A 15,818-nucleotide genomic window follows, 5' to 3' on the forward strand; every position below is an offset into this window, starting at 1 on the left:
CTTGTAGCGGATACTCGCATCACATCACGCCACTCCAAACGGTCAAGCCGTTATGCCTTTCGAGGCGTTGGAGCGCTAGGGCAGGTGGTCACAAAGAGGCGGATTCATCTTCCACCACGGCACCGGTGAGCGAGTTCAGGAGATAGACCTGCGCGCCGGCTTCGGGGTCGCGGGCTTGCAGGGTGTGGAACATCGGCGAGGCCGGACCGCCCAAGTCGACGACGGTCGCGCCTGCGCCCTTGACCGCTCGATCCAGGCCAGGCAGGGCGGTGAGATCGATACGCGTTATTACGCCGGGGGTCGCCCAGACGGGTACGCCCTGGAGTAGGCCGGTCAGCTGCAGGTGGAAATGCCCGCACAGCACAACATGTACGTCGCTGCCGGCCACGGCCGCGCCGAGATCCGCCGGGTTTCGCAGGCCGACGGACTTCATGAATGGCGACGAATGGACCGCGATCGGCGGATGGTGCAGGACCACGATCGTCCCAGCCGGCGCTGGTTCGGCAAGGGTGGTGCGCAGCCATTCCAACTGGTCTTCGCCGACATGGCCGTGGACCGAGCCGGGGACGAGGCTATCCAAAGTGATCACCCGCAGTCCTGACACCTCACTGACCGCCGCGCGCACCTCGCTCGTCGCGTCGAGGAGGCGGCCGATGTCGGTGCCGTCCGGGCTCAGGTGGCCCGAGCCCAGGACCGAGGCGAATGGCTTACGGATGTCGTGGTTGCCGGTGGTGTAGACGTGCGGGATACCTCGCTCGGCAGCGAATCGGCCGACCCGGTCCAGCACACCGACGTACCCCTCGACACTGCCGTCGTCCGCGAGATCACCACTCACGACGACCAGGTCGATATCCGGGACAAAGCGAGCGTCGTACAGGATCCGATCCAGGGACGCGCCGGCATCGACGCCGTAGTTGTCGACGCCCGGCGCCGCCAGATGCGGATCGGACAAGTGCAGTACACGGTGGGTCATGACGGCTCCTCATCGGTGATGAGGAGCACCCAGGCGGTCGATGCTCCGACTTCCACTCCCCGGTGGTGATCCACCTGCGCCAGTCGTGTCAGGCAAAGGTACGACGGTCGCCGGGCCATCGCAGGTCAATTACCGGCGGCGGGTCAGTTCTGGCGGTCGGCGAGGAAGGACTCCCAGGTGTGGGCGCCCTTGGGTGCGTCGAGGGTGAGGTTGTCACCGGCGCGATACGCCTTGCCCGCCTTGCCGGGAATGCGGACCGGCAGCTTCGGGCGGTTGCGCTTGCCCTGGGCCGCGAGTACGCCCTGGACCAACTCGACCATTCCGTAAACCTTCGGCCCCGCGAGATCCGGAACCAGCCCGGCAGGTTCGCCTTGGACGAGTTCGACCAACCGGGCGGCCACGTCGCGGGAGTCGACCGGCTGGAGCCGCAACCCACCCGGCGCCGGCGTGACCGGCAGCTTCGCCATCTTCTCCACCATCGTGAAGGTCAACTCGTTGAACTGCGCGGCCCGCAGCGTCGTCCACGGCACACCGGATTCCGCAATGGCCTTTTCCGCGTCCAGCTTGGACTTCAGCCAGGCCAGCGGGACCCGGTCCGCACCGATGACCGAGATGTAGACGAGGTGCCGTACGCCGGCGCGCGCCGCGGCCTCGGCCAGATTGCGCGTCGCCACGTCGTCGCCCTTGGGGCCACCCGCGAGGTGCAGCACGATCTCGGCGCCGTCCACCGCGGCGTCGACGCCCTCGCCCTTGAGCAGATCGCCGGTGACGTACTCGATACCATCGCCGGACTGGTGGCTGCTCCGGCTCAGCAACCGCACCTTGAAGCCGGCGTCCAGCAGCAGGGGGGTGACCCGGCGGCCCAGCGTGCCAGTACCACCGGTGACCAGGATGGTTGACGTCATGGTGTCTCCAAAGTGTTGGGCCGGGGTCTCTCCCAGCCTTATCGGCAGGTTCTACAGCTATGACCCGCGCCCAGAGAAAAGTGTGACCGGATGGACGAGCAAGTGATGCTGACCACGCGTTTCGAGCAGAATCGCCCCCGCCTCCGGGCCATCGCCTACCGGATGCTCGGGTCGGCGAGTGAGGCCGACGACGCCGTCCAGGAGACCTGGCTACGCCTCAACCGCACCGAAACCAGCGCCGACACCAGCACCAAGGCCGAGATCGAGAACGTCGAGGGCTGGCTGACCACCGTGGTTTCGCGGGTCTGCCTCAACATCCTGCGCGCACGCGAGTCCCGCCGCGAGGACCTCCAGGAGGAGCACAGCCCAGAGGTCCGTGGCGGCGTCGATCCCGAGGAAGAGGCGATGCTGGCCGACTCGGTCGGGCTGGCGATGCTCGTCGTCCTCGACGCGTTGAACCCGGCCGAGCGGATCGCCTTCGTGCTGCACGACATGTTCGCCGTACCGTTCGACGACATCGCCCCGATGATCGACCGTACGCCGACCGCCGTCCGCCAACTCGCGAGCCGGGCCCGTCGCCGCGTGCAAGGTACGACGACCGTGCCGATGGCCGACCTGGTTCGCCAGCGCCGGGTCGTCGATGCGTTCCTGGCCGCCTCCCGAGGCGGCGATTTCGAGGCGCTGCTGGCGCTGCTCGATCCCGACGTGGTGCTGCACGCCGACCCGGCTGTCGGCCCGACTCCGGCGCCGATCGTGCTGCAAGGGATTCGCCGCGTTGCCAAGGGCGCGCTGCTCGCGTCGGAGCGCGTGCGGTCGACGCGGCCGGCCCTCATCGACGGTTCGGTCGGTCTCGTCATGGCTCCGCGCGGACGGCTTCAGCTGGTCCTCACGTTCACGATCACCGAAGGCCGGATCACCGGTATCGACGTGATCGCCGAGCCGGAACGCCTGCGCGAGCTGGAACTCGCCGTACTCGAGGACTGAACGACCTCGCGGCCATGCCAGGATTGCGGCCATGACTGAAAGAGACGTTGAACGCAACTACTCGGTCGCGGATTTCGCGGCCAAGCTCCGCCGGCTCGCCGACGCCCTGGAGTCCGGCAAGCCGTTCCGGATCCAGATCGCCGGTGAGCGGTTCACCGTGCCGAAGAACGCGCAGGTCAGCGTCGAGCACGAGCGCGGCGACAGTGAGGAAGAAGTCGAGTTCCAGCTGAAGTGGAGCCTCGCCGACGCCGACGAGGAGCCCGAGGACGACGACGAGGTCTAACCACCTACTACTTCTTGGCCGCGAGTGGTCACCTCGGATCCATCACGCCGATCAGATGTGACCACTCGCGGCATTTAGTTGAGTTTGCCGAAGAACTGGCGCAGGTCACTGATCAGCAGCTCCGGTGCGTCCTGGGTCGCCCAGTGGCTGCCGCGGTCGAACTCCTGCCACGAAACGATGTTCGCGTGATCCCGGTCCGCGAACCGCCGCAACGGCCGGAAGTCATACGCGAAACTCGCCAGCCCGGTCGGCGCGACCGTCGGCTCCGCCGGGTGCTCCGCGTGCCGATCCTCGTAGTAGAACCGCGCGGACGACGCGCCCGTGTTCGTCAGCCAGTAGATCGTCGCGTTGGTCAGCACGTGCTCGTCACTGGTGCCACCGAGTAGTTGCGCGATCCGGGCCAACTGCCCGGACGGCGAATCGGCCAACGCGTGGGCAAGGTTCTGCGGGGCGGTCTCCTGCAACTTCGCATATCCCGACGAGTTGTCCTGGAAGCTCTGCAGGAACGCGAGATACCCACCCTCCTCCGGCGTCAGGTCCGCCAGCTCGGCCGGATCGCCCGAGGGGAACGAGAACAGCTGCGTGACGTGCACCCCGATGACGCGGTCCGGGTCGATCCGCCCCAGCTCGGGCGCGACGAACGCGCCGGCATCGTTGCCGTGGGCACCGTATTTGTCATAGCCGAGACGCCGCATCAGCTCGCCCACGCGGCGGCCGTGCGATACCGGTTCCAGCCCTTCTCACGGGTCGGCCCGGAGAAGCCGAAACCGGGCAACGACGGAATCACCAGATGGAAGGCCTGCTCGCCGGCGCCGGGCGAGGTCAACGGCTCGATCAGCTCGAGGAACTCGACCACGGTGTTCGGCCAGCCGTGCGTGAGGATCAACGGAATCGCGTCCGGGTCCGACGACCGCACGTGCAGGAAGTGAATCGTCTGACCATCGTGCGTTGGCCAAACTCGAACAGGTCCTGCCGTCGCGATTGCGCCGCCGGGTGAACGCGATGGCGACGTACACGGTCCAGGTTCCGGCCGACACCACCACGACGAGCGTCGACCCGAGCCTGCTCACGCAACTGGCCTGGCTGTGCCGGGATCGCGAGCAACTCCGGTTCGACCATCGCTCGCACAACGGCGAATCCAGCGTGCGCCGGGTCGAGCCGTACCGCCTCGTCAACTGGGGCCGCCGGTGGTACCTGCTGGCGTACGACCTGGATCGGCAGGACTGGCGGACGTTCCGGGTCGAACGCCTGGCGCCCCGCATCCCGACCGGCCCGCGCTTCACCCCGCGCGAGCTGCCCGAAGGCGGCGACGTGGCGGCGTACGTATCGCGAGGAGCGTCCACGGCGGCCTGGCGCTACCAGGCGAAGGTGATCGTGCATGCCCCGGCCGAACGAATCGCCGCGATGATCTCACCGGCCGCGGGCACGGTCGAGCCGATCGACGACACCAGCTGCCTGTTCACGACCGGCTCCGACTCGCTGCAAAGTCTCGCCGTCCACCTCGGCCTGCTCGACACGGATTTCCACGTCGACGGCCCGCCCGAACTCGTGGCCCACCTGACCAAACTGGCCAGCCGGTACGACCACGCCACCCCCTCCTGACCGCCCCGGTTCAGGAGGGGGTGTGCTCAGTGGCCTATCGACAGACGGTCGAGGTCCGGCGCGGACTCCGTGTCGTTGTGGACCTTGATCGTGTTCTGCCCGGCTTTGAGGTTGGCCCGGATCGACGTGGTGGCAGGGGTGTCGTTGCCCAGCCCACTGACCTTCACCTCGACCGGTGCCGCGTCGTTCACGCTGACGAAGAACGCCCGGTTGCCGTTCACGGTGTAATCCAGGAACACCGTGTACTCCCCAGCAGCGTCCACGGTCACCGAGTCGAACCGTACGAAGTCCGACGGACTACCACCCAGGTTGCGGACCTTCTGACCACCCGAGCACTTCGAGCAGTTGGTGATACCCGCACCACTCAAGAAGTTCTGCGAGCTCTCCGCCTCCCGCATGAACACCCGGTCCGCCGGACGAACCCGCACCGGCACAACCTTCCGAACCGTCTGCGCCCGCCCGTAGACCTTGAACGACACCTCCACGGGTACGTCGACCGGACCCGTCTGACCTCCCGCAGGCGTCGTCACGGTCCACGCGCCCTTGATCGTCCGGCCTAACCGCAGCCCCGGCGCCGTCACCTCCGGCCCCGTCAAAGTCCAACCCGCCGGCACACTCGCCGCCATCCGCACGTCCTCGACCGCGTCCTCGTCGAGCCGCAACTGCGCGGACACGTCGAACGTCTGCTGCCCGGGTCCAACCCACAGCACGCCCGCCGGATTGACCGTCATCGTCGTCCTCGGAACGTAAGACGCCGGTGGCAGGCCGCCAATCGAGATCCGGTCGATCCCGGGCCCGCGCGCCTCGTCGCTATAGATGGCGACGCTATTCCGCCCTGCCCGAAGCGGCACCGCCAAAGCCGTACTCTCCGCACCTAGGCTTACCGTCCTCGGCGCGGCACCGTTCACCCGCACCTTCACCGAAGATCCCGAAGTGTGGTCGATCTGCAACCGGTACTCGCCATCGCTCGCGACCGCCACATCCCGATAGGTGAGCGAATTCCGCGAGCCACCGCCAAACCCGACGACCTGCGCACCACCTGAACAACCCCGGCACGGCTCCACCCGAACCCGCCCGTCACGCTCGTTCGTGGGCGACTCGGCCTCAAGCGGTACGACACCACCACCCGAACGCGGATAGTCGTACCCGACCTTGAGCTCGTCGATCCGCAACTGCCGGTAGAACCGCGGCGCCTGCGGCCCACCCCACGTGTCCAGCACCTCGAGCCTCACAAAGCGGGCGAATTGGTCCCCCAGATCGATGAACTGCGTGCCCCGCGCACTCGGCAGCGCAGACGCCCGAACCGGCGAACCCCAACTGCGCCCGTCATTGCTGACGTACACGCGATAGTCCTTGATCCGCGCCGAGTCCTCCGGCCGCCCGAACGACTCCCGCGCATGCGTCGGCGACCACTCGGTCTGGTTGATCGCCAGGAACGCGGCCTTCCGTCGCGCACCAAGGTCGACTGTCACGGACACCGGCTGCTGCCCCGCGCTATCCCAGTAGGTGGTGTAGTTGCCATCGACAACATTCCCGGCCAAGGAAGCACCCGACGACGCGGACGCCTTGAGACCCGAGTGGTAATACCGCTGACCAGCCGTCCGGACCTGGAAGACCGTGTCATAGGTATCCCATTCCGACACCCCGAGAATGGTCAAGTACCCACCGGACTGGGCGAACCGTAGCCGCTTTCCCGTGCGCTGATCGGCCACCGAGGTGACGAGATATCCGTTATCCCGAAGGCGAATGTGGTCCTGGACTTTCGGTCGCGTCAACACGTGCACGTATTGCGTCCGAGCCTCGTCGTCGACGGTGATCACCCCGTGCGCACCGTCATTCCAAGAGCCCGGCTGCATTCCGCCGTACAGATATCCGCCGCCCTCGACGCCATTGAGCGACGGCCAGATCGACGGCAGCCACCCGTCCATGAAGTCGTTGAACTTCTCCTGACTCGGCGGGAATTTCCCGTTCACCATGGCGGTTTCGGCCATCAGCGATTTGATCGACGAGCCGGCGTTGGCGATGTACCGCCCGACACTGAGGCCGAAGTCGACCGCGTTGTCCTTACCGTCGTACCACCAGGCTCCGCTGGTCGGCAGTTTGTAGCACGCCTCGGTCAACCGCGGCATCGGCGTGAACGTCGCCTGCGGATAGTCGTACGCGGGAGTGATACCGGTCTTCTGCTCATTGCTGACCGTGTCCATGATCGGGGTGTCCTCATTGTTATTGCTCAACAACCAGGACGGCCGCTTCACCCGGATCTGTTCGTACAGCTGATTCCGCTCCCAATAGGCGTTGTCGTTGTCGATCCAGAACCCCGACAGATCCGGATAGTCGTCCATCACCTCGTGGAACAGGTCGTAGCTGTACATCCCGAAACCATCGCGAGTGGTCAGATCGACCGACTGACCCTTGTACGCGGAATAGGCCGCCGAATCGAGCGTCTGCACGCCGGGAACCTCGTTGTGCCATTGCGGATCATCGGTCATGTAAAGCAGGATCCGAACGCCCGCTTTCTTGCCCGCGGCAACGAGTTCGCCAAGGAAGTCGCGCTCGGTCGCGCAACTACCCGGGATGTCGGAAGGCCAGGGCCGTGCGTACCCCAGGCGGCTGTGGAAGGTCGCGAGCACGATGTACGACGCGCGCAACTTCTGGGCCTCCGTCACCCAGTAGTCGGCGCTCCAGCCGCCGGCGGTGACGTCGCGCGCCCAGCCGGCGCAATCGGTGTGCCTGGGCGCGGTGAACATGCCCCAGTGCAGGAACAGGCCGGCCGTCGAATCGCGCATCCACTGCTGACGGGGATGGTCGACCTCGGCATTGGCAACGGGCGCTCCGAGCAGTCCGGCGAGTAACGCGAGGACCAACATGAGCGGGCGCAGGCGGAATCTCATGACCACCGTTCTCTCGGATCGGGGGCGGCGAATATTGGCAACAAGGATTCCTATTCGAGGAGATCCGATGTCTACCAAGCCGTCCCGCGAACGGTCAAGAGGTCAGGACCCGGCGACGGCCAGGAGATCCGCGACGACGGTGTCCAGCGCGAACTTCGCGGCACCGAGGGCGACCGAGTCCGCGCCCATCGTCGACGTCACCACCTCGAGCGGGAACAGCGCCAACCGGGCCAACTCCCGGCGGAACGGCTCGGCGATGATCGCGCCACCGCGGGACATGCCGCCACCGAGCACGACGATCTCCGGGTCCACCGCCAGCGCCAGCACCGCCGCACCCCGCGCGAGCACCTCGGCGAACTCGATCAGCACCTCGAGACTCTCGGGATCCTGGCGCGCCGCGGAGGCGATCACCAATTCACCCTCACGACCAGCCGGCTCGTCCGAGGCGGCAAGGGCAGCGCCGCGAGCGTGCAACTTCGCGACCGCGGCCTCCCACCCGAGCATCGGCCAAGCGCCTATCTCACCGGCAGCGCCATGGCGACCCTGATGCACCTGACCACCGAGCAGCACGCCCGCGCCGGCGCGATGACCGGCGAACATGTAGACGATGTCCTTGTGCTCCTGGGCCGCGCCCTTCCAATGCTCGGCGAGCGCCGCCAGCTTCACGTCATTCGCCACGGCCACCGGCCGGCCAAGGGCTTCCGACAACACCCCAGGCACGTCTGTCGTGGTGAAACCCGGCAGCGAGTACGGCGCGAGGCCCGATCCGACCGGCCCGGCTGCCACATCGTGAACGCCTTCCGGTGCGCGCAGCGTTCCCGTCACCCCGCAGGCGATTCCACTGATGGCCTCCGGCGGGATCTCGGCCTGCGCCCAGCAGGCGCGCGTCGTCGCGACGGCCTCGCGGAGCCGGGCAGGCGCGTCCAGCTCGGGATCGAGCTCTTGCCGATGAGTCGCGAGGGTGTTGCCACGCAGATCCGTGACGACGGCCATCGTCTTGTGCGCGCCGATGTCGATGCCGCTGACGTAACCCGACTCGGCCCGGAACCGGAAGTGTCGCGCGGGTCGCCCGGCACCGCGGGTCGCCGGACGCCGAGGTGGCGCCGTCTCCTCGACCCGGCCCACGTTGAGCAGCTCTGCCAGCAGGTCCTCCGCGGTCGGGCGCGAAACGCCGACCACCGCCCGCAGCTCGCGCAGGGTCAGCGCGGGCGAAGAGATGAACGCGCCGAGAGCCGCTGACAGGTTCAACCGCCGCAACAGCGACGAGTCACCCAACCGGCCGCCGGCATCTCGTCCTTGACTCATCCCTGGCATCGTCCTTATGCTCGCGATCCTTGGTGATAATGCTAACTGGCCTGCATATTCTAACCGGGCGACGCCCCTCCCGGCGCAGACCACCAGGACCGGAGGACCCCTGATGGCACCACGTTGGACCGGAGCGGTCGCCGCCGCGACAGTTATGACGGTAGCGCTCGCCGGCTGTACGAGTGGCGGGAAGGCATCCAGCACAGCGTCGTCGGGTGGCGTCGAGCTGACCATGCTCACGTTCGAGACGCCGAATCTGCCCGCCACGCTCTGGGATTCGACGATCGCCCGGGTGTCCGCCAAGTTCCCCGGTTTGACGATCAAGAAGCTGGTCACGCCGAACGTCGACCGCACGACGTACGCCAAGCAGCTCGCGTCCTCCGGCCAGCTCCCCGACGTCATGCTCGCCGTGAACCCGCAGGGCTTCGCCGAGGGCGGGCAGCTGGCCGAGTTCACCGCTGACGAGCTCAAGGACTTCGCGTCGCCGACGTCGGGCGCGATCAACGGCAAGGTGTACCAGCTGCCGACGAACGCGCAGCCGCAATCGCTGCTCTACTACAACAAAGGCGCCTTCGCGAAGGCAGGCGTGACTCAGCCGCCGAAGACTTGGGCCGAATTCCTCGCAGCGTGCGCCAAGCTGAAGTCGGCCGGGGTCACGCCGATCGCGGTCGGCGGTGGCGGTCAGGACACCTTCGCGAGCATGTACCCGTGGGTGGGCGTGCTCGGCACGGACGTCTACCGCGCGGACCCGAAGTTCAACCAGGCCATCACCGACGGCGGCAAGACCTTCACCGATGCCGCCTTCGTCAAGGCCACTGGGAAGATCGCCCAGCTGGCGCAACTCGGCTACCTCGACAAGCAGGGCACGAGCCGGTCGTACGCCGATCACGAGAAGGCCTTCCGCGCCGGGTCCGCCGCGATGTACCCGATGGGCTCGTGGTTCGCGACGTCGGCCGACAACGACAAACCCAAGTTCGACGTGGGCGTGTTCGCCTGGCCCACCGACGATGGCCAGGCCGTCGTACCGACGTTGACCGGTGGCGGTTTGAGCGTCAGCGCGAAGGCGGAGGACGTCGGCCTGGCGAAGCGGTTCGCGCTGGAGTGGACCAAGGACAAGGCGACGGCGGACGCGTTCACCAAGGCGGACGGCACGTTCAACACGGTCGCCGGGTATCAGCCGCCGGCCGATATGGGCCCGCTGTTCAAGGCGACGCTCGCGTTGTACGAGCAGGCGGTGAAGGACGACACGGTCACACCCGCCTTCTCGATCGAGCAGGGCGACAACGGCCTGCCCGCCGCGATGACCAAGCCGATCGAGCAGCTCGCGGTCGAACTCCTCAACGGTACGTCGGACGCGGCGGCGGTCGCTGCCAAGCTGGACAAGGAGTACGCCGATCTCAAGTAGTACACGAAGAGCTCGGGAGTTTTCCGGCTTCGCGCTGCCCGGTCTCGCGTTGTACGGGCTGCTGGTGCTGGTCCCGATCGTGTGGACGGTGGCGCTCGGGTTCACCGACAAGACCCGGTTCGCGCCTTCGACGGAGTGGGTGGGGTTCGGCCAATTCGAGCGGCTAGCTGGGAACGACCAGTTCTGGTTGGTCCTGAAGAACACCTTCGTGGTGACGGCCGTTGTCGTGATCGTCCCGAACGTCGTTGGGTTGGCCATCGCACTGCTGCTCGATCGGGAGACCAGGCTTTACCGGCTGTTGCGCTCGGTCTTCTTCACACCGGTGATCCTCAGCGGCATCGTCGTCAGCGTCATCTGGCAGAGCCTGCTGCGGCCCGATGGCGTGCTCAACGCCGTACTGGCTGATCTCGGGGTGTCCTCGGCGCCGCGGTGGCTGGCGGATCCTCGAATGGCGTTGTTCTCGATCGCGGGGATTTTGTGCTGGCAGATGCTCGGGTTCTGCGTGGTGGTCTACCTGGCCGGGCTCAACGCCGTACCGCGGGAGCTGTATGAGGCGGCGATCGTGGATGGCGCCGGGTGGTGGCGGCGCTTCAGCTCGGTGACGTGGCCGATGATCGCGGCCTCGGTGACGATCAATACGGTGATGCTGTTGATCAGCGGCTTCAAGGTTTACGAGCACATCCTGGTGCTCACGAACGGCGGGCCCGGGCGGAACTCGACGGCGTCGATCGCGTTCGACGTGATCGAGAAGGGCGTGCGTGGGGACCGGATCGGGTCGGCTGCCGCGGAGGCCACGGTCATGCTGGCGATCATCGTGCTGCTCAGCGGCGTCGTACTGCGTTTGTTGCAGCGGCGCGAGGTGCAGCTATGAGGTTGCTGCGCCCTGTTGGCGCGGTGGTCGGGGCCGCGTTGTTCTTCTTTCCGATCTACATCGTGATCACCGGAATGCTCAAGCCGGCTTCGCAAATCCAGGCGTCGCCGCTCGGTTTGCCGACGGCTCCGACGCTCGAGAATCTGCGCGCTGTGCTTGGCCGGGAGGACGGGCTCTTCTGGTCGTCGTTGCTGAACAGCGTCCAGATCACGGTGTTCTCGGTTGTGCTGTTGACGTTGTTGTCGGCCATGCTCGCGCATTACCTGGTTCGATCCCGGGCTTCATGGACCAGGCCTGCGCTGCTCGTTCTCCTTGCCGGGTTGATGATTCCGCCCGCGGTGATTCTGCAGCCGGTGACGCAGGTGCTCGATCTCGCCGGCCTGATGAACACGATGGGCGGGGTCGTGCTCAGCAATGTCGCGTATTACCTGCCGTTCGGGGTGTTCGTTTTCGCCGGGTTCATCGGCACGGTCCCGGTCGATATCGAAGAGGCTGCCGCTATCGATGGCGCTTCCCGGCTGAAGGTCTTCTGGCTGGTCGTTTTCCCGATGCTTCGGCCTGCCTCGGCGAGCGTGATGATCTTCCTCGGCGTTTGGGTCTGGAACGATTTCCTCAACCCACTGGTCATTCTCGGGCCCGAATCCGGCACCACGGTCACGGTCGGCGTCTATCGCTCGGTCGGCGAATACTCGACGAATTTCGGCACGCTCTACGCCTTCTCGTTCCTCGCCTCGCTGCCCGTGCTGCTCTTCTTCGTGGCCCTGCAAAAGCAATTCGTCGCAGGTCTTACCGCCGGGTCGGTCAAATGATCAGCTTCGACCCTGCTAGTGGGGTCTTCTTACTCGATACACCTGGTACGTCGTACGCCGCGTTTGTCCCTGATGGCGACGGGATTCCGATCCACGTCTATTGGGGTCCGCGGATCGGGGCCGGCGACGCGCGGTATCTCGCTTTCAAGACGGCCGAGCAATTCGCCGTCGAGTGGCCGTGCTTCCGTTCACCGGCCAACGGGCACGAGGAATACCCGTTGGACGGGCGCTTGCAGTTCGGCCGTTCTGCGTTGTCGCTGGAGTTCCCGGGCGCGATCCGTAGTACCGAGTGGACGTTGTCCGGCCACGAGATCGACGAGAACGCGCACGACCAGGAGCTCCGGCTCTGGTTCGACGTCAGCCATCACGACGTGAGCGTGACGCTGCACTACCGGGTGTACGACGACAGCGACGTCATCGATCGATGGGTCAGCCTTTGCAACGACTCGGCCTCGGAGGCGGTCGACGTACACCGCTTTGACTCGGCGGCGTGGGTGATGCCGGAGTGGGCCGTGCACCGGATGTCCCACCTGACCGGTCGATGGGCGGCCGAGACGCAACTGCGCCGGGTTGAGCTCACCGATAGCCGGTTAGTGCTCGAGAGCCGTCGCGGCATTACTAGTCACCACGCGAATCCCTGGTTCGCCATGGACGACGGGACGGCCACCGAGACGTACGGCGACGTCTATAGCGCCACGCTGCACTGGAGTGGCTCGTGGCGGCTGCTGGCCCAGCGGGAGCTAGACGAGCCTGCCCAGGTATTACTCGGCTGGGGGCAGGAGGACTTCGGTCCGCGACGGCTGGAGCCTGGGGATCGCTTGCAGACTCCGGTGAGCTCCGGGCTGTTCAGCGCTCGCGGTCACGGCGGCGCCAGCCACGCGTGGCACGACTACGCGCTGCGGCACGTGTTGCCTTCTTCGCACGAAGTGCGGCCCGTGTTGTTCAACTCGTGGGAGGCGACGGGCTTCTCGGTGGACGAGGCTGGGCAACGGGCGCTGGCTCGGCAGGCGGCTGACCTCGGGTGCGAGCTGTTCGTACTGGACGACGGCTGGTTCGGCGACCGCGCGAGCGATCGGGCCGGGCTCGGCGATTGGCGGGTCAACACGGACCGCTTTCCTCAGGGGCTGGGGCCGTTGATCTCTGAGGTGCACGCCCTGGGGATGGGGTTCGGTCTTTGGATCGAGCCGGAGATGGTGAATCCCGACTCCGATCTCTACCGCGCGCATCCCGAGTGGACGTACCAGTTCGAAGGCCGCCAACCCGCCGCGATGCGGAACCAGCTGGTGCTCAACCTGGCCCGGCTGGACGTGGCGCACTGGGTGCTGGGAGAGCTGGACGCGTTGTTGTCCGCGAACGACATCCAGTTCGTGAAGTGGGATATGAACCGCCCGTTCGCCGACGCGGGCTGGCCGGGCGAACCGGATCGCCAGCAGCGGCTGTGGTTCGACCACGTCACTGGGGTGTACGCCGTGCTCGACGCGTTGCGGACGAAGCACCCGGGTGTTGCGTTCGAGGCGTGCTCTGGTGGTGGGGGCCGGGTGGACCTGGGGATGATGGCGCGTACGGATCAGTTCTGGGTGTCGGATAACACAGACGCGGTGGATCGGCGGTATATCCAGCACGGGTATAGCCAGCTCTATCCGGCGCGGACTATGGCTTGCTGGGTTACGGATCTGCCGACGTTCATCAATAAGCGGCGGGTGCCGTTGGCCTACCGGTTTCACGTTGCGATGGCGGGCGTACTGGGGATTGGCGGTGATCTGACCGCGTGGTCTGCGGCCGAGACCGCCGAGGCGGCTGAGTTGATCGAGGTCTATAAGCGGATTCGGCATGTCGTCCAGCTCGGGCGGGTGCACCGATTGGGCGAGCCGTCGCGGTCGGCGTCGGCTGTGCAGTACGTGACGTCTGACGCTGATGAGGCGGTCGTCTTCGTTTATCGGGAGGCGCAGCAGTACGACAGTCTTGTCCGGCCTATTCGGCTCCGCGGTCTGCAGGCGGGCGGCCGGTATCGGCTGGATGGTGGCGAGGTGGTCAGCGGCGACGTTCTGATGAACCATGGCATCGCGCCGGTCCTTACGGGCGACTACGCCAGCACGTTGATCCACCTGCGACTGGTGCGTTAGTCGGCGCTAGTCGGCGCTACGGCTCGAGGCGGACGCAGCATTGGCCTGGCTCCGGGTGGAGACGAGCCTTGAAGCGGGTATCGCCCGAACCGCTGAGAACGCCGCCGAGCAGGCAGAGGTTCATCTCGCAGACGAGCTTGGTGTGGTGCTGCGCCAGGGAGTGGAACGGGCAGTTGCCGAGCACGATCGCCTTCCCTTCCCGGCGCGGCTCGAATCCGTGATCCTCGAGGATCTCCACCACGTCGGCCTCGGGGGCTCCGGCGGCGAGATCGCGACCGAGTTGGGTGGCGCGTCGCTCCAGGGCGGCTCGTGGCGATTCGCCTGATGCGTCGGCGTCTTCGATGGCTGCCGCGAGTAGCCGCCCGGCGAGTTCGTAGCGGTGCTCCGGAAGGGACACCTCCACCTGCTGGGTCGATCGGCGGTAGAGCTTCGACGGTCGGCCGGCGCCAGGGCCGGAGCGGCCGGTACGACGCTCGTACACGACCTCGAGCAGGCCTTGCTCGGCGAGCCGGTCGAGGTGGAACGCGGCCGTGGTGCGCGGCAACCCCAGGGCTGCGGCCGCCTCGTCCCGCGTGACCAGGGCGGCCTGCCGCACGACGTAGTCGTACAACGCGCGGCGCGTCGGCTCTTCCAACGCGGCCACCGCCAGGATCCGGCTGTCCCTAGAGCCGGCCAGCGGGTCGGCCACGGAGTCGGCCGCTGAGTCATCCAGGGGGTCGGACGCCGAGTCGGCCAGGGGGTCATCCATCCCTTGATTCTAAAGCCAACTCTCGTTGACTAAAATCCCTGCTGCTTCTAAAGTCAATATCTATCGCTTTTAGAACGCAGCTTTTTAGAACGTAGCTATCGCTGATGCTCAGCAGGAGGCCGCACAGATGACGCTCGACCGCATCACGCCGTACCCCCTCCGAGTCGTCCCCGGCCGCGGCCGGATCGACCTCGACGCGGCCGAACGGGCGGTCAGCGACCTGCTGATCGCGCTCGGCAAGGACCCGGACAGCGAGCACCTCAGCGACACCCCGCGCCGGGTCGCCAAGTCGTACGCCGAGCTGCTCACCCCGCCGGAATTCGACCTCACCACTTTCCCCAACGACGAGGGGTACGACGAGTTGGTGCTGGCCCGGAGCATCCCGGTCCAGTCGCTGTGCGAGCACCACCTGTTGCCGTTCCGCGGTGTCGCGCATGTCGGCTATCTGCCAGGCAAACGCATCCTGGGCCTGTCGAAACTGGCGCGCGTCGTCGAGCTCTTCGCCCGCGATCTCCAGGTCCAGGAGCGGTTGACCAAGCAGGTCGCCGACTGGCTCCAGGACCGGCTGGACCCGAAAGGCGTAGGTGTTGTCATCGAGGCCGAACACCTCTGCATGTCCCTCCGAGGTGTCCGAGCCGTCGGCGCCAACACCGTCACCTCCTCCCTCCACGGCCTACTCCGCGACAACCCCACCTCCCGCCAAGAGTTCCTAGCCCTCACCACCCTCCACCGCTGACCCCTTCTTTTTCGTTCATTCGTCGCAATCTGCCCTCTCAGCTCCACCGACCTGTTCTAGTAGTCGGCGCAGGAGGGCAGATTGCGACGAATGAACGAAAAAGACCGCATGCTAGACGCGAGGCATGGCCGCACATGGTGGAGGTAGCCCCGCCAAAGGGCCGGGTACGTACGTCATCGCGTG

At 66.5% G+C, this 15,818-nt stretch carries 15 protein-coding genes and 1 riboswitch; of the genes, 8 read left to right on the forward strand and 7 right to left on the reverse strand.

Annotated features, from left to right (window positions below):
* Positions 1–88: 88 nt before the first annotated feature.
* Together OG394_RS19665 and OG394_RS19670 are read right to left on the reverse strand one after the other, a co-directional pair.
* Positions 89–973: a metallophosphoesterase family protein gene (locus tag OG394_RS19665; protein ID WP_328988439.1), complete on the reverse strand. Its 885-nt coding sequence runs from the start codon at positions 971–973 to the stop codon at positions 89–91.
* Between the two features lie 20 nt (positions 974–993).
* Positions 994–1,070: riboswitch (ZMP/ZTP riboswitch) on the reverse strand.
* 46 nt (positions 1,071–1,116) lie between these two features.
* Positions 1,117–1,878, reverse strand: a complete 762-nt coding sequence (locus OG394_RS19670) for an SDR family oxidoreductase (RefSeq protein WP_328988440.1) — start codon at positions 1,876–1,878, stop codon at positions 1,117–1,119.
* 90 nt (positions 1,879–1,968) lie between these two features.
* Here OG394_RS19670 and OG394_RS19675 point away from each other — a divergent pair, with 90 nt between their 5' ends.
* A complete protein-coding gene (locus OG394_RS19675) occupies positions 1,969–2,862 on the forward strand; it encodes a sigma-70 family RNA polymerase sigma factor (protein ID WP_328988441.1) in 894 nt (297 codons plus the stop codon).
* Between the two features lie 31 nt (positions 2,863–2,893).
* Complete coding sequence (locus OG394_RS19680) at positions 2,894–3,145, forward strand: amphi-Trp domain-containing protein (protein WP_328988442.1); 252 nt, start codon at positions 2,894–2,896, stop codon at positions 3,143–3,145.
* A 74-nt stretch (positions 3,146–3,219) separates the two neighbouring features.
* Here OG394_RS19680 and OG394_RS19685 read toward each other — a convergent pair whose 3' ends face one another.
* Positions 3,220–3,852, reverse strand: a complete 633-nt coding sequence (locus OG394_RS19685; protein WP_328988443.1) for a hypothetical protein — start codon at positions 3,850–3,852, stop codon at positions 3,220–3,222.
* Complete coding sequence (locus OG394_RS19690; RefSeq protein ID WP_328988444.1) at positions 3,840–4,061, reverse strand: alpha/beta fold hydrolase; 222 nt, start codon at positions 4,059–4,061, stop codon at positions 3,840–3,842. Before OG394_RS19690 ends, OG394_RS19685 begins: the two co-directional genes overlap by 13 nt.
* 32 nt (positions 4,062–4,093) lie before the next feature.
* Here OG394_RS19690 and OG394_RS19695 point away from each other — a divergent pair, with 32 nt between their 5' ends.
* Positions 4,094–4,747, forward strand: a complete 654-nt coding sequence (locus OG394_RS19695; RefSeq protein ID WP_328988445.1) for a helix-turn-helix transcriptional regulator — start codon at positions 4,094–4,096, stop codon at positions 4,745–4,747.
* A gap of 26 nt (positions 4,748–4,773) precedes the next feature.
* Here the strand turns inward: OG394_RS19695 and OG394_RS19700 are convergent, their stop codons facing one another.
* Positions 4,774–7,638 (reverse strand): discoidin domain-containing protein, encoded by a 2,865-nt coding sequence (locus OG394_RS19700; protein WP_328988446.1) that lies wholly within the window; start codon positions 7,636–7,638, stop codon positions 4,774–4,776.
* Between the two features lie 102 nt (positions 7,639–7,740).
* Positions 7,741–8,943, reverse strand: coding sequence for an ROK family protein (locus OG394_RS19705; protein WP_328988447.1), 1,203 nt, complete (start codon positions 8,941–8,943; stop codon positions 7,741–7,743).
* Positions 8,944–9,055: 112 nt separating this feature from the next.
* Between OG394_RS19705 and OG394_RS19710 the strand changes: the two genes are divergently transcribed.
* The 4 genes from OG394_RS19710 to OG394_RS19725 are packed head-to-tail and all read left to right on the forward strand — an operon-like array spanning position 9,056 to position 14,151.
* Positions 9,056–10,348 carry an ABC transporter substrate-binding protein gene (locus OG394_RS19710; RefSeq protein WP_328988448.1) on the forward strand — a complete coding sequence of 431 codons (1,293 nt, stop codon included), beginning with the start codon at positions 9,056–9,058 and terminating at the stop codon, positions 10,346–10,348.
* 49 nt (positions 10,349–10,397) lie between these two features.
* Positions 10,398–11,219, forward strand: a complete 822-nt coding sequence (locus OG394_RS19715; protein ID WP_328988449.1) for a carbohydrate ABC transporter permease — start codon at positions 10,398–10,400, stop codon at positions 11,217–11,219.
* A complete protein-coding gene (locus tag OG394_RS19720) occupies positions 11,216–12,028 on the forward strand; it encodes a carbohydrate ABC transporter permease (protein ID WP_328988450.1) in 813 nt (270 codons plus the stop codon). The genes OG394_RS19715 and OG394_RS19720 overlap by 4 nt, the downstream gene beginning before the upstream one ends.
* Positions 12,025–14,151: an alpha-galactosidase gene (locus tag OG394_RS19725; protein ID WP_328988451.1), complete on the forward strand. Its 2,127-nt coding sequence runs from the start codon at positions 12,025–12,027 to the stop codon at positions 14,149–14,151. The genes OG394_RS19720 and OG394_RS19725 overlap by 4 nt, the downstream gene beginning before the upstream one ends.
* Before the next feature lie 16 nt (positions 14,152–14,167).
* Here the strand turns inward: OG394_RS19725 and OG394_RS19730 are convergent, their stop codons facing one another.
* Positions 14,168–14,899 (reverse strand): helix-turn-helix transcriptional regulator, encoded by a 732-nt coding sequence (locus tag OG394_RS19730; RefSeq protein WP_328988452.1) that lies wholly within the window; start codon positions 14,897–14,899, stop codon positions 14,168–14,170.
* A gap of 127 nt (positions 14,900–15,026) precedes the next feature.
* Here OG394_RS19730 and folE point away from each other — a divergent pair, with 127 nt between their 5' ends.
* Positions 15,027–15,635, forward strand: a complete 609-nt coding sequence (folE, locus tag OG394_RS19735) for a GTP cyclohydrolase I FolE (RefSeq protein WP_328988453.1) — start codon at positions 15,027–15,029, stop codon at positions 15,633–15,635.
* Positions 15,636–15,818 lie beyond the last annotated feature (183 nt).

It is taken from the genome of Kribbella sp. NBC_01245, assembly GCF_036226525.1.
In the GTDB taxonomy this organism is placed as follows: Bacteria; Actinomycetota; Actinomycetes; order Propionibacteriales; family Kribbellaceae; genus Kribbella.